This window comes from Rhodopirellula sp. P2 (assembly GCF_028768465.1).
GTDB lineage: Bacteria > Planctomycetota > Planctomycetia > Pirellulales > Pirellulaceae > Rhodopirellula.
In genome coordinates, this window is the sequence record NZ_CP118225.1 from 728,244 (window position 1) to 741,483 (window position 13,240).

The window sequence follows — 13,240 nt, forward strand, 5'->3', positions numbered from 1 at the left end:
TTGCGTTTCGATGAACATCGCTGTGCCGGATCGATCAAGAACAAAAATGAGGTGTCCGCTACTGCCGTAGCCGATGCTTCATCACCCGAAGGCCGGGGCCTCGGGTAACAACAGGAATCAGCTCAAAGTCAAAGCGTGCATAAAGCTTCACTGCCGCTTCGTTGGTTCGATCCACTAAGAGCAGCAAGTATTCAGCCGGTTTCTCGCGTTTGCGATTGAGCCCATTTGCTTCTGAAATCAGGTGATTCATGATCTGGCGAGAGTATCGCCACTGCGCGTCCGGAGGCTGGCCCTGAAACCGCTGGTCAATTCCCAGCATTGGAATGTAAAGCAGACTTGTGTAACTACCGTCGGGCAAAGGCCAACGCCATCGAACCGTGCCCACTGAACCATAACCGACTACCTGGCCAGTCGCGTTTCGAAAGAGCCAGACCTTGGTGCCATAGTTCGCGATGGACTCCATCGAGTCTGGCCCGAGAATCCACTCCGTGCAATATCGCCCGTGCTTGGTGTCACCACAAGAGAAGCCGACCAAGTCAACTTGGTCGGCTTCACAAAATTCGTCGGCATAAAGCTGGAACTCACTCACCGTTTTGCTTTGCTTCCTTCCATGAAGGCAAACGCTCGCCGCGAATGGGCGATTGAGGCTGCGAGTCATCACGCAAAGCGTTCGCCATTGCGTCGCTCATCACCTGCCCATCACGACCAAAATCGACAACGGAATCTAAGTAATCAACGACTTCGATGTCCGGCCACAATTCACGAACATCAACCTGCAGCGCCACCGCAATCTTCTCAAGCGTCGCACGCTGCGGCCGGCACTTGCGATTCAGCATTTGCGAGATCGCCGGTTGCGTGCATTCAACACGCTCAGCGAGTTGTTTCTGAGTGATGTGCTTGGCCTTCATCAATTGTCGAAGCCGTTCGGCGAACAGAGCCTCTTGTGAATCCATCTTTTCGACTTCGGCTTGCAGCGCCGGAAACTTCTCTGCCGCCCCCGCTTCGGACTGCGCGAGGTCCATGCCATAGCGCCCCTCCGTGTCGGGCAACAAACGAAACTGATCCAACAGCGTGTGCCATGCTCGGCCTTTGTCGCCGGGAAGAGACTTGGGGTCGTCAACGATCGCCATCAGCCGTTCCGAATTGGCCCGAAGCTGATCGCTACACTCGGTCAGCGCAGCAATGAACGCTTGCTGTTGGGTCCCGTGCAGCGAGAGGATCATCCGCATCAGGGATGTGTTCGTGTTTTCGAGTGTCGCGTCGGGAGTTTCAGTTGTGCTCATGATGTCGTCTCCACTTCAGGCAATCCAAACGGGTTGTCGTGGCTAATGTGCATCCGCTCCAGCACGACGTTCAATCGCATCTGAAGGATTTCAATCAAAATGTCGGTCACTGGTTCGTCCAGCGTCATCACCGAAAGAATCCAAATCGCTTTACCGGGTTCGGCCTGAGCGAAGATGACACGGAAACCGCTCGCCACCGCATACCCTTCCTCGACGACCAGTTCCCAAAATGAGGACTCGCCAATTCGGCGAACGTTGTGGTCAAAAACACGATCCTCATCAGGCTCCCACCACTGCAACTTCAATGCCTTCCGCCGCAATCGTGCTCGCCCAGTCAGGCGTGGCAAGATCACATGGGCATCACGGAAAGCAGACAAACAAATCCGCACTTCGTGCCGCGGAAGAATTTCAGGAGGTCGCAAATCTTCCATCGGCCCTATATAACAAAAGTATAAGTCGAATTACGTGAGGACAAGGTGATTTACGGGGAAAAGCGACTCAAAAGCTACTTTCGACGCGAACCAGAGCCCGAAAAAAACCTCTAATAAACCACAGCTTGACAACAGCACGAAGGTGCTGTTTAATTCGTGCGTGAAGCCGCAGATTCTGCAGAGCCACAAAAAAACCCCGGTGTTGACGCACCGGGGCGACTTCATCGACGCCCTCTCAGGCATCAGGAAGCTATTACTACCCACGATTCTGATCGCTGGGACAGTCCTGGTCAACGAGTTGGCGACGGTGAAGTCACGTTTCACTGTTTCATGGGTCGAGTCGCAACAGTTGCGAAGACCCTCCAACTCAAACGCTCAGGAGAAATCAATTGAGCAATCCAACATGCCTCTGGAATGGCACGAACTTCCACATCCTGTCTCACAACTGCAACTGGAGCGACAAAGCGGGGGTCTATATCTTCGCTGGGAAAAATAGCCACGGTAAATGGGTGGCGTTCTACGTCGGCCAGGCGAGGAGCTTTTCCGATCGCATTCCGCGTCATGAACGCTGGGATGAAGCCGTTCGGGCGGGAGCAACTCACGTTCACGCGTGTCTCGTGCCACACCAAGCAGAGCGCGACCGATTGGAATCTTCATTGATTTCAACCTTCCAGCCGCAATTGAATGTGCAACTGCGAACGGGAGGTATCCGATGACTTCCTTTGATGTCGCACATGTGCGTGAGCAGGGCCAGCAGATGATCATTGTGTTTGTCGGAGCCACGTTTGGACGGAAGACGACGACCGAACAAAACAACGCTCGAGACACGCTCCAGGGTTGTGCCCGGGCAGCTGGTCTTGCTGGTACCGTTGTTCCGGTCTGGGATGCTGGCGGTGGACGGATGGGGTTCCTCGCTCCCTCCCAGTGGCAAGGATTCTTTCGCACCGTTGGGTATTCCCGACTGGTCCGCAGCATCAACAAGAAGCTGACTTGCGGGTAACGCCAGTCACGTTCGTGAGAACTTAGAAAAGGCCGAGACGGCAACCACGGAGGGTTGCCGAAGAAGCCATGAAACAAAATCAAAAAACAAATCTCCATGCCTCACCAACTCACATCGCTCGGCGATATTGCGGAGATCACCAACGGTGTCTTCATCGCGTCGTCCAAGCTAAATGAAAGCCAAGGTGGGCTACCGGTTTTGTCAGTCCGCACACTGAATCGCAACTCCATCGATGTGAACGAGCTCGACTTTGTATCTCGAGACAAAATTGACTTTGACATCGAACGGCATTTGGCTGCCACAGGTGATGTGCTCGTCGCCTCTCGCAGCACGAACATTTCCACGGGAATTGTGCCAGCGAAACTTGAAGGAGCTGTCTTCAACTCTACCTTGATCGGTATTCGCCCCCATGTCGACGCAATCCACCCACGTCTACTTGTTGCCTGGATGCAATCCGGATTGGGACGGTCACACTTCGACACGTTGTCCCAGTCCACCACGATGCAGATGAACGTCACGGTCAAGGAACTTTCCAACCTCCCTGTGCCCCTTTTCACTCCTTCGGAGCAGGCCGTTCTGGTCGCCGCTTTGGAGGCATCCGATGTCGCCTACGAAAACGCCATCCGAGCCGCAACCGCACGGCGAGACATCGCCTTGCAACTGGTCACTGATGTGCTGACCGGAACCACTCAAATCAATCAAAAAGACAACTAACATGGCGAAATCATTGAGCAACGATCGTATTGTTACCCGCCAGGAGTTGGACAGGCACCTGTGGGGCGCCGCCGACATTCTGCGTGGATCGACCGACGCGGGCGATTTCAAAAACTACATTTTCGACTTGGTCTTCCTGAAACGTCTGAACGATGTGTTTCTGGAGCGGCGAGAGGAAGTGATCGCCAGCTATGTGGCCGATGGCATGTCGCGGGAGGAAGCCGAAGAGGTTGCCGACGACCCGGACGAGTACGGTGATGGCGCGTACTTCGTGCCGCCTGAATCACGTTGGGACAGGTTGATCAAGACGCCGGAGAACCGAGCAGAGGCGATCGATACGGCGCTTGAGCGGTTGCAGGAGGCGAATAGCCAGTACTTCGATGACATTCTGACCACGGTTCGATTCAATGACGAACGGCGATTCGGCGGCGCACCTGACCAGCACGACGCGTTCATGTCGCGGTTGCTTACGCACTTCAATCTATTGCCACTGGGAAATCGGAATCTGATCGACCCGGATATCCTGGGTGAAAGCTACGAATATCTCATTGACCGATTCGCCGACGGGGCCGGCAAGAAGGGCGGAGAGTATCGAACGCCGCCCATGGTGGTCCGCACGATTGTTGAAATCGTAAAGCCCACTGAAGGCATGCGGATCCATGACCCAACTTGCGGTTCAGGCGGAATGCTGATCGGCAGTGGGCGTTACGTCGAAGACCATGGTGGAAACAAACACAACATCACGCTGGCCGGCCAGGAAAAGAACTACAACACGTGGGCCATCGGCAAGCTCAACATGTTGCTACACAACTTTCCCGATGGTGACATTCAACTGGGTGACACGATCCTCAACCCTAAGTTCACAGAAGCAGCCCGCCTCAAACTATTCGACCGAATACTCGCCAATCCACCATTCAGCTTGAAAGAATGGCATGGCATGGAAGCCAAGGCAAAGAAAGAAGGAGACAAGCCAAAGATCGATCGCAAGGCTTTGGTCGAACGTTGGGAGGCCGACGTTTACGGACGATTTGATCGCGGAGTCCCTCCGACAACGAAAGGTGACACGGCGTTCCTGCAGCACATGGTCGAAGCGTGCAGCGACGATGGGATGGTTGGTGTCGTGATGCCACACGGCGTCTTGTTCCGTGGCGGCAGCGAAGGCGCTGTCCGACAAAAGCTGTTGGAAGAGGATTTGTTCGAGGCCGTGATCGGCTTGCCATCAAACTTGTTCTACGGCACCGGTATTCCGGCCTCCATCTTGATCCTGAATAAGGCGAAGCCAAAGGAGCGAAAAAAGCAAGTCCTGTTCATTGATGCGTCCAGTGACGGATTGTTCCACGAAGGCAAGGCTCGTAACACGCTGCGTTGGCAGGATGTTCTTCGCATCGCGAGCGGGTTTGAGTCTTGGGATAAACCGGAAAAGCTGATCCGGATTGCCGATCGAATCGCCGGTGAGTGGATCACAGCCAGCAACATGCATCGAGATCGACAACTGGAACGCTGCACCACTGACGAGCTTCGCGCAACCGTCACCCAAACATTCGCGGATGAAGTGCAGCAGTTCGAGCAGGCAGCCGCTGCGGTCAAAGAGTGGTACGAAGCAGACCAACCCGGAGGACGGTCGGCGTGGGACAAGTTTGCTCGCGTCGTTAGCTTGGAGGAGATTGCCGACGAGAACGGGCACAACCTCAACATTAGTCGTTATGTCGATTCATCCGATCCGCCACCACAGTTGGATGTGAAGGTGGAGTTGGCAAAACTGCGCGAGTTGGAAACGAAACGCAATGAAGCGGAATCGCGAATGGACGAGCTGCTAAAGGAGTTGGGATATGGCAGTTAAGGAAGAACTTCCCGATGGCTGGACGTTGAAGCATCTCGTCGATGTGGCAGACGTTGCGAGAGGGAAATTCACGCATCGGCCGCGAAACGATCCAAGGTTTTATGGAGGGACGATTCCGTTTGTTCAGACAAGCGATGTAGTCAATTCGCCAAAGTACCTTCGTGGCCATAGCCAAACACTTAGCGAACTTGGGATGACCGTTAGTCGCATGTTTCCTGAGAACACAATTCTCATGGTGATCGCGGGATCGGTCGGGGCATCAGCGATAACAAAATACTCAGTGGCTTTCCCCGATAGTATCGTTGGAATCACACCAAGAAACGGATACTCGCCTGAGTTTATCCATCACGTTCTTGTCGCTCATCAGTCGCTGATGGATGGAGTAGCGACAGAAAGCGCGCAAGCCAACTTGAGTTTGGAGCTGATCTCCATGCTCAAGCTGGCGTTGCCGAGTCCGGAGACTGCAAATTGGATCGCTGAAATTCTGGATGCGGTCGACGACGCGACCGCGGCGACGCGGGCGGTGATCGAGCAGACCCGCAAGCTTAAGACCGCACTGCTGCAAGACCTCCTCAGCAACGGACTGCCCGGAAAGCATAAGCGATTTAGTAGTGGCAAGTTAGTCCTCCGTTACCCGTCGGATTGGAAGATCAAGCCGCTCTCTGCCATCGCTCAAGTTATCGATTGCAAGCACCGAACTCCTGTCTATGAAGATCAAGGTTTTCCCGTCGTGCGCCCGGGGGATGTCACAGAAGGCTTATTGGATCTGTCGCAGTCGCCACGAACATCTCAAGCAGAGTACGAAGATCTCGTTGAAAACTACCGGCCAGTGCGAGGTGACATTGTCTACAGTCGGAACGCTTCGTTCGGAGTAGCCGCATACGCCGATACAGACGAGGCATTCACGATTGGCCAAGACGTTGTAATTATTACAAGTAAGACTGAAAGCAATAGGTTTCTCTACTACCTCCTGAATTCCCACGTGTTCAAGCAGCAGCTTCGACGATTGAGCGCAGGCTCTACGTTCCAGCGAATAAACCTAGACGATATCCGGCGTTACCAAGTTGTAGTGCCGAGTCTCGAAGAACAGGATCGAATTGTGCATGTACTGTGGGAGGTCGACCAGTTAATTGAACGAAACAAGAAGATTCTGAATGGCCAGCAGGTTTTAAAGCTGTCGCTCAGTCAAGGCCTCCTTACCGGTCGTATTCCAATTAGCGGAGGTTGTCATGGCTAAGAAGAAGTCAAAAAAGACTGCACCGAGAAAGCTATTACCTTTCACGGACGCGATTAAAAAGTCGGAAGAGGTCGGTGGACGCCGTCATCTGTTGCTTGGCAACGGTTTCAGCATCGCATTGTTTCCATCGTTTTTCACGTACGGAACTTTGTTCGATCGCGCAAAACGATCTGGTGATCTGCCCAAACGAATCCAAGACGTGTTCGATCTTCTCGGTACAACCGACTTTGAAAAAGTCATGGAGGCTCTGCAAGTCGCCTCGCAGATGGTGCAGATGTACTCGAAGAAATCGCCGAAACTAGCCGCGAAGTTGGCAGAAGATGCGGCGAAGCTTCGCGACGTTTTGGCAGACACCATTTCGGCGAACCACCCTGAACGTCCTCATGAAATTGCGAAGGAACAGTATGCATCTTGCAAGCGATTCTTAACGAACTTTGAGAACGGCAGCATCTACACGCTGAACTACGATTTGCTGCTCTATTGGACCTTGATGCAGAGTGAAGTGCAGCCGGACGTTAGCAGTGATGATGGCTTTCGGGACTCAGAGAACGGCGAGGATTACGTGGTCTGGGAAGTTCAGAATTCGGACAGGCAACGCGTGTTCTATCTGCATGGAGCGTTACACATTTACGATGCAGGACACGAACTAAAAAAGTTTGTTTGGAGCAAAACAGAAATTGCGCTCGTTGATCAGATTCGTCAATCGCTCGCCAAGCGGGAATATCCGATTGTCGTTACCGAAGGTACTGCCGAACAGAAACTTGATCGCATCCAGCACAGTGGATTTTTGAATAGGGCGTACCGCAGCTTTTCGAGCATTGGAGGTTCACTTTTCATCTATGGCCACAGCCTTGCTCCGAACGATGAACACCTTCTCGAGTTGATCGACAACGGAAAACTGAGGGCGGTGTTTGTTGGCATATACGGAGATCCCGATTCGGCAACGAATAAGGACGTGATCCGCCGTGCCATGAAATTCTCAACTCGCCGAGGAAACCGAAGGCCAGTGGATGTGCATTTCTATGACGCTGCATCCGCAAAAGTCTGGGATGGCGAACCTGATGAGGAAGAAGGCTAATGCCACGCTCTGGACTCGAATTTACCGAAGTGCAAAAGCCGGCTTTCGAGCTGCTGCGAGATCAGTTGGGCTACCGTTACACGCCTGCGGAATCACTCGGTGAGTCTCGGTCGTCCGATTCGGATGTCATTTTGCTTGACATCCTGACGACGAAACTGCGTGAGATCAATCCAGGCATCACTGACAATGGGATCCGCGATACCGTCGAAGCAATCCGGCAGCCTCTGGCCAAAAACTTGCTAGAGGCGAACGAGGCCTGCTATGTGTACCTGAACCGCTGGGTCTCAATCACCGAATTCCGAAACGGCAAAGTCGCCAATCCAAGCATCAAGTTTTTCGACTTCGAAAACCCAGAAAACAACGACTTCCTGGTGGTGGACGAGTTAGTCGTAAAAGGACCACGCCGCACTCGCCGATTGGATTTGGTTGTCTTCGTCAACGGCATTCCGTTGGTGGTGATTGAATGCAAGAGTCCGACGGAGTCTGACGGGATCACCAAAGCGGTGGCCGACCTCCGCGACTACCAAGCGGTGGACGATGGCGTTGCTCGACTGTTTCACACTTGCTTACTCACCCTCGCACTCAACAAACACGATGCACGGTACGGCACCGTGGGCACTCCGCTTGAACGATACGCGAAATGGAAAAGCGTTTTCCCGCGAACCAAGTTCGACCTCGAACGCATGTTTGATCGTGAACTGACGAAACAGGACCGACTGCTCATTGGAATGCTTTCCAAACCAACGCTGATCGACCTTCTGCGAAACTTCGTGGTCTTCGATCGCGACGATGGAAAGCTGATCAAAAAGTTGGCGAGATACCAGCAGTTTGAGGCAGTGAATCTGACGCTGCAGCGGATTCTCGGACAGGACCAAAAACACGCGACGGTCAGCGAAGCCAGGGGAGGATATGCAATCGCATCTCCCGCTCACTCGAATCCACGCGACTTAAACCTTCACGCTCCCTCTGGGAGGGTCGAGCGAAGCGAGGGGAGGGCCGGGCATGATCTCAGTACTCGCCCTGCTATCCCGGAAACGCAGGCAAGAGAGAATCACGAGACGCACCATTACAAAGATTCCGGCGGAGTGATTTGGCACACACAGGGCAGCGGCAAGAGCCTCACGATGTTATGGCTGTGCCTAAAACTCCGACGCGAAACGCGGCTCGACAACCCGACTCTGCTGATTGTCACGGACCGAACGGATCTCGACCGGCAGATCACATCAACATTCATCAACTGCAACTTTGAGAATCCGATCCGTGCCGCCCGTGTCGATCACCTTCGCAATTTATTGACCAGTGGCACCGGCCGAACGGTCATGACCACGATCCAAAAATTCCGAGACGAATTCGAACATGCAGACGATGACAGCAACAACAAAGCCGAAAAGCTTTTTCGTGAGCGTCTTGGAGACAAGATCGTTGACGAGGCTCTCAAGAAACCTCCTCCGGTTTTGAGCGAAGATGGCAACATTTTCGTATTGATTGATGAAGCGCACCGCACGGAGTATGGAAAATTCAACGCCAATTTGCGGCGTGCTTTACCAAACGCGTGTTTGATCGGATTCACCGGAACTCCGATCCCCAAAACAATTCATTACTTCGGCAGTTACATCCATTGCTACAAAATGCCCCAGTCAGTCAAAGACGGTGCAACCGTACCGATCTTGTACGAATCGCGACTGGCGGATTTGGAGTTTGATGTCGACGTTTGGGCTCGCTTTGACGACCTTAGTCAAAAGGAACTGGCAACGAGAAATCGGCGTTTGATTAAGTTCGGGGAAGTACGATCACGCATTGAATCAATCAGCAAAGACATTGCTGAACATTATCGTGCCAACCTGGAACTCGATGGCTTCAAAGCGATGGTCGCAGTGAGCTCTCAGGTTGCAGCTTCCATCTATCACACATGCCTAGCAAAACTGCTCGGCCCAAGACTCGTCGTTCTCATTTCCGGGACGAAAGACAAATCGAGCCCGCTGAATGATCTGCGAGATCAATTCAGTCCGGAGGAGCAATGGATCGAGAAATTCAAGACAAGCAGTGTGGAAGAGACGGCATTGTTGATCGTTGTGGACAAGTACTTGACGGGGTTTGATGCACCAATTGTCCGCGCCATGTATCTGGACAAACCGCTCACCGAGCACAACTTGCTTCAAGCAATTGCACGTGTGAACCGCCCCATGCCCGAAAAGGGAAAAGAATGGGGACTGATCGTTGACTACTGGGGGATCGCGGCGCATTTGAATGAAGCGTTGGCTTCGCTTTCCGTTGACATTCGGCCCGACGAAGCCATGAAACAACGTGATTCTCGAGCATCAGTCGAACGGTTGAAGCAAACCCGGGATGCCGCCCTCGATTTATTCGATCGTGATTGGGGACGCGATGATATCGAACCCTGGATTTTGAAATTGGAAAAGGAAGACACCCGAGCCATCTTCCATTTTAGACATCGCGAGTTCTACAAAGCTCTGGAACAGTTGCTTCCGGATCCCCGTGCTTTAGATTTCGTTCGAGACTTTGCATGGATCGACCTAATCAAGAAGGAGGCAAAAGAATTTTACCAGGAGGCTGAGGACTCGCTTCCTTCTGCGTTCAGTAAGCGGGTTGAACAACGAATCAATGAGTCTCTCCAAGCGAAAGGTGTGGAAGTGCTTTTGAGTCCCGTGAATGTTCTCGACGACGAATTTTCTGTCGAACTCAACAAGCTGAAGTCTGATCATGCCAAGGCGAGCCGGATGGAGCACAAGCTCACAAAGACCATCACGCTGAAAATGCATGAAGACCCCGCGTTCTATGGATCGCTGCAACAGAGAATCCAGGATGCCGTCGAAGAATATCGGGAAGGTCGCATCGAAGACACCGGAAAACTGAGGTTGTTATCCGCAGTCCGCGACACGATGCGTGACGGCCAAAGTGAGTCTGCCGAAACGCTCGGACTGAATTCTGAATCGTACGCGGTCTACGGGCTGATCAACCGACAGACTCGTGACGACAGGCTCGAACAAGAAGACATTGTGGACATTGCTGATTCGATCTACGAGGCCCTTCGAAACGAAGCCGTCCTGGATTGGGTCAACAAGGAAGATGTCCAACGGGAGATGAGACGAAAGCTGAAACGACAACTGCGACTAGCGAGATTCCCCAAAGACAAAATTGAAACGCTAACCGCGGAGATAATGGATTGGGCACGAACAACCATCAAAGTCTGAGATGGCGACACGCAGAAATCACGATTGGCGATACTGTGATCCCATTGTCAGTCGCACGTACAGATAGTCGCCAAACCTTAGCGCTTTCTGTTCATCCAAGCGGGGAGGTTTCCGTGGTTGCTCCCAAGGGCGAACGGCTGACTCGCATCATCGAGATGGTCAATGGAAAGCGTGCGTGGATTATCAAACAACAAGAACACTTCCGACAACTGCATCGGAGTTGGCCTCGCCGCTTCGTTAGCGGTGAGTCCTATTACTACCTTGGGCGACAATTTCGTTTGAAGGTAACAAGGATTGGTAGTCAATCGGCGTGCTCCAATGCTCGGATGAGAGGAGGTCGCTTGCAGATCACGGTCCCCGCCTACGTAGCCTCAACAAAAGAGTCTGACTTCATTCGGCAACGGATGGTCACTTGGTATTGGGAACGTGCCTCCACCCACCTGAGCGTTTTGTCGAACCGATTCTGCCAGATGCTCGGAGTCGAGGCGTCTGAGGTCGTCATTCGCAACTTTTCTCAGCGATGGGGTAGCGCCAACCAAAACGGAAGACTGGCTTTCAACTGGCGAATTGTGATGGCTCCACGCCCACTAATCGACTACGTCGCCGCCCATGAAGCATGTCATCTCATCCACAACGACCACTCCGCTGACTTCTGGCGTCTACTCGAAAGAATCATGCCGGACTACGAATCCCGGCGACTGCAACTAGCGATTGACGGAGCGAAGTTCCAACTGTAATCCGCTTTGATTCCCCGACATGTCGCTGGAAAGTTTTGCAGGAACGAACATGCCTGGACGAGTTTTGAATCGCAGGAGATTCCCACGCCATGACATGCGCAACGGTACTGTTCGGCGTGAGCCAGCGTTTGAGCAAATGAATACAGACTCGTTCGCTGCGTTGCTTGGCTCTCCCCAAGCCCCCAGGATTCTTGGTGAATCCGGGGACTTGATGCATATGGTTTTGATCACAGGCTGGAAGCCTCTGCCACTTTCGGTCAGACCAGCTTGGTCTTGCCGGGGATCGCGAAGGCTGGCTCGGGAAGGGACGCGTTCATGTCCAGGTTCTCGGGGAACAGGTTCAAAGTCGATTCGTTGACTGCGAAGTCCCACGTCACCAGTTTGCCGGAGTAAGCCGCCATGCGGCCGAGCACGGCGGTTAGCGAACTGTCGGCTGTTTCTTTGAATTCGACGATTGGTTTCCCGGATCGCACGCTGTCGATCAGGTCCTTGTGTTCTTGCTTGTAGGCAGCTCCCAAGTCGCCTTTCATCGACCAAACTTCGTTGCCATCGCGATCGTGAATCATGGCCCCACGATTGATACCGTAGATCGTGCAGATGCCTTTGCTTCCATAGATGATGTTGGAGTTGTCACCTTGAGCATTCGGGATTTGGCGGCATTTGAACGAGACTGTTCGATTGCCGGGATAGAGGTAATCGATGCTCATGCTGTCCCACATCTCGCTGCCTTCGGGACGAGTGAAACGACCGCCACTGCCATAGGCTGACTCAGGTGGACCGCCCATGATCCAGTTGATCGCATCGATGTTGTGCACCGCTTGCTCAGCGATCTGATCGCCGGACAACCAAATGAAGTGCATCCAGTTGTAGATCTGATACTCGGTGTCGCTCATACCTTCTTTGCGAGTCTTGTTCCAAATCCCGTTGCTGCAGTAGCGCGATGTCGCGGAGATGATGTCCCCGATCGCACCATCGTGCAGTCGTTTGACCGCTTCGACGTAGTTCGTTTGCCGGCGATACTGGGTACCGGTCACGATTGATGTTTTGTTGGCGATGGCTTTGTCATTCGCTTCGACGCAAACGCGATAGCCGGCTGGATCGACGCAGGTCGGTTTCTCGGCGAAGACATGCTTTCCGGCGTCGACTGCATCCAGGACATACTGAGGCCGAAATCCCGGCGGTGTTGCGAACAGCACCACATCGATTTGGGGATCATCGAGGATCCGCTTGTAGGCATCGATGCCGCCGTGCATCTTGGCGGTCTCGACGGCGACCTTGTCCCCATGACGTTTCGCGAGCGACTCGCAAATCTTGCCGAGCTTGTCGCCTTCCAAGTCTGCGATCGCAGCGAGCGAGACATTTTCGTTGATAGTGAGCGAATCGTTGATCGCTCCCGTCCCGCGGCCGCCGGCTCCCACCAATGCCAATCGAATGTGCGAGTTGGGTGAACTGCTGACGGATTCGGCAGGTTCCGCCCCGCGAATCGGACGGGCCGCTGCGGTGGCGGCAACTCCCGCGGTCAGAGCGGCACCCGTGCCGAGGAAGCGGCGACGGGTCGATGTTTTGCTGTCAGCGACAATGCCAGTGGCGGTGGGCGAAGCAATGTTCGAACGGGTGTTTTGGGGCATCATTGGCGGGCTCCTGATGGAGAATGCACGGGCGGGAAGAACACGAAGTTCTGCCTAGTTTAATGCAATTCCACCGCCGA

General features: G+C 53.5%; 11 protein-coding genes. 7 read left to right on the forward strand and 4 right to left on the reverse strand.

Features of this window, described 5'->3' with window-relative positions:
- Positions 1-58: 58 nt before the first annotated feature.
- From PSR62_RS02570 to PSR62_RS02580, 3 genes are read right to left on the reverse strand one after another with little or no spacing between them, the layout of a single operon-like run.
- Positions 59-589: a GNAT family N-acetyltransferase gene (locus PSR62_RS02570; protein ID WP_274406271.1), complete on the reverse strand. Its 531-nt coding sequence runs from the start codon at positions 587-589 to the stop codon at positions 59-61.
- Positions 582-1,283, reverse strand: coding sequence for a helix-turn-helix domain-containing protein (locus tag PSR62_RS02575; protein ID WP_274406272.1), 702 nt, complete (start codon positions 1,281-1,283; stop codon positions 582-584). The genes PSR62_RS02570 and PSR62_RS02575 overlap by 8 nt, the downstream gene beginning before the upstream one ends.
- The gene (locus PSR62_RS02580; protein WP_274406273.1) at positions 1,280-1,660 is read right to left on the reverse strand and encodes a hypothetical protein; all 381 of its coding nucleotides are present in this window, start codon (positions 1,658-1,660) and stop codon (positions 1,280-1,282) included. The genes PSR62_RS02575 and PSR62_RS02580 overlap by 4 nt, the downstream gene beginning before the upstream one ends.
- A gap of 766 nt (positions 1,661-2,426) precedes the next feature.
- On the opposite strand from PSR62_RS02580, the gene PSR62_RS02585 reads away from it, so the two are divergent.
- The 7 genes from PSR62_RS02585 to PSR62_RS02615 all read left to right on the forward strand — a co-directional run bounded on the left by PSR62_RS02585 (position 2,427) and on the right by PSR62_RS02615 (position 11,532).
- Positions 2,427-2,714 carry a hypothetical protein gene (locus PSR62_RS02585; protein ID WP_274406274.1) on the forward strand — a complete coding sequence of 96 codons (288 nt, stop codon included), beginning with the start codon at positions 2,427-2,429 and terminating at the stop codon, positions 2,712-2,714.
- Positions 2,715-2,810: 96 nt separating this feature from the next.
- Complete coding sequence (locus PSR62_RS02590; RefSeq protein ID WP_274406275.1) at positions 2,811-3,428, forward strand: restriction endonuclease subunit S; 618 nt, start codon at positions 2,811-2,813, stop codon at positions 3,426-3,428.
- A 1-nt stretch (position 3,429) separates the two neighbouring features.
- Positions 3,430-5,268 (forward strand): HsdM family class I SAM-dependent methyltransferase, encoded by a 1,839-nt coding sequence (locus PSR62_RS02595; protein WP_274406276.1) that lies wholly within the window; start codon positions 3,430-3,432, stop codon positions 5,266-5,268.
- Positions 5,258-6,505, forward strand: coding sequence for a restriction endonuclease subunit S (locus tag PSR62_RS02600; RefSeq protein WP_274406277.1), 1,248 nt, complete (start codon positions 5,258-5,260; stop codon positions 6,503-6,505). Before PSR62_RS02595 ends, PSR62_RS02600 begins: the two co-directional genes overlap by 11 nt.
- Positions 6,498-7,583 (forward strand): DUF4917 family protein, encoded by a 1,086-nt coding sequence (locus PSR62_RS02605; protein WP_274406278.1) that lies wholly within the window; start codon positions 6,498-6,500, stop codon positions 7,581-7,583. The genes PSR62_RS02600 and PSR62_RS02605 overlap by 8 nt, the downstream gene beginning before the upstream one ends.
- On the forward strand, positions 7,583-10,795 hold the full coding sequence (locus PSR62_RS02610; RefSeq protein ID WP_274406279.1) for a type I restriction endonuclease subunit R: 3,213 nt from the start codon (positions 7,583-7,585) through the stop codon (positions 10,793-10,795). Before PSR62_RS02605 ends, PSR62_RS02610 begins: the two co-directional genes overlap by 1 nt.
- Positions 10,796-10,830: 35 nt before the next feature.
- Positions 10,831-11,532 (forward strand): M48 family metallopeptidase, encoded by a 702-nt coding sequence (locus PSR62_RS02615; RefSeq protein ID WP_274406280.1) that lies wholly within the window; start codon positions 10,831-10,833, stop codon positions 11,530-11,532.
- A gap of 257 nt (positions 11,533-11,789) precedes the next feature.
- Here PSR62_RS02615 and PSR62_RS02620 read toward each other — a convergent pair whose 3' ends face one another.
- Positions 11,790-13,160: a Gfo/Idh/MocA family protein gene (locus tag PSR62_RS02620; RefSeq protein ID WP_274408319.1), complete on the reverse strand. Its 1,371-nt coding sequence runs from the start codon at positions 13,158-13,160 to the stop codon at positions 11,790-11,792.
- Between the last annotated feature and the right edge of the window lie 80 nt (positions 13,161-13,240).

Bases quoted from the DNA above. Each gene is read 5' to 3' on its own strand.
- PSR62_RS02620 (WP_274408319.1), bottom strand. From the start codon at position 13,160: ATGCCCCAAAACACCCGTTCGAACATTGCTTCGCCCACCGCCACTGGC.
- PSR62_RS02605 (WP_274406278.1), top strand. From the start codon at position 6,498: ATGGCTAAGAAGAAGTCAAAAAAGACTGCACCGAGAAAGCTATTACCT.
- PSR62_RS02595 (WP_274406276.1), top strand. From the start codon at position 3,430: ATGGCGAAATCATTGAGCAACGATCGTATTGTTACCCGCCAGGAGTTG.
- PSR62_RS02600 (WP_274406277.1), top strand. From the start codon at position 5,258: ATGGCAGTTAAGGAAGAACTTCCCGATGGCTGGACGTTGAAGCATCTC.
- PSR62_RS02585 (WP_274406274.1), top strand. From the start codon at position 2,427: ATGACTTCCTTTGATGTCGCACATGTGCGTGAGCAGGGCCAGCAGATG.
- PSR62_RS02610 (WP_274406279.1), top strand. From the start codon at position 7,583: ATGCCACGCTCTGGACTCGAATTTACCGAAGTGCAAAAGCCGGCTTTC.
- PSR62_RS02590 (WP_274406275.1), top strand. From the start codon at position 2,811: ATGCCTCACCAACTCACATCGCTCGGCGATATTGCGGAGATCACCAAC.
- PSR62_RS02575 (WP_274406272.1), bottom strand. From the start codon at position 1,283: ATGAGCACAACTGAAACTCCCGACGCGACACTCGAAAACACGAACACA.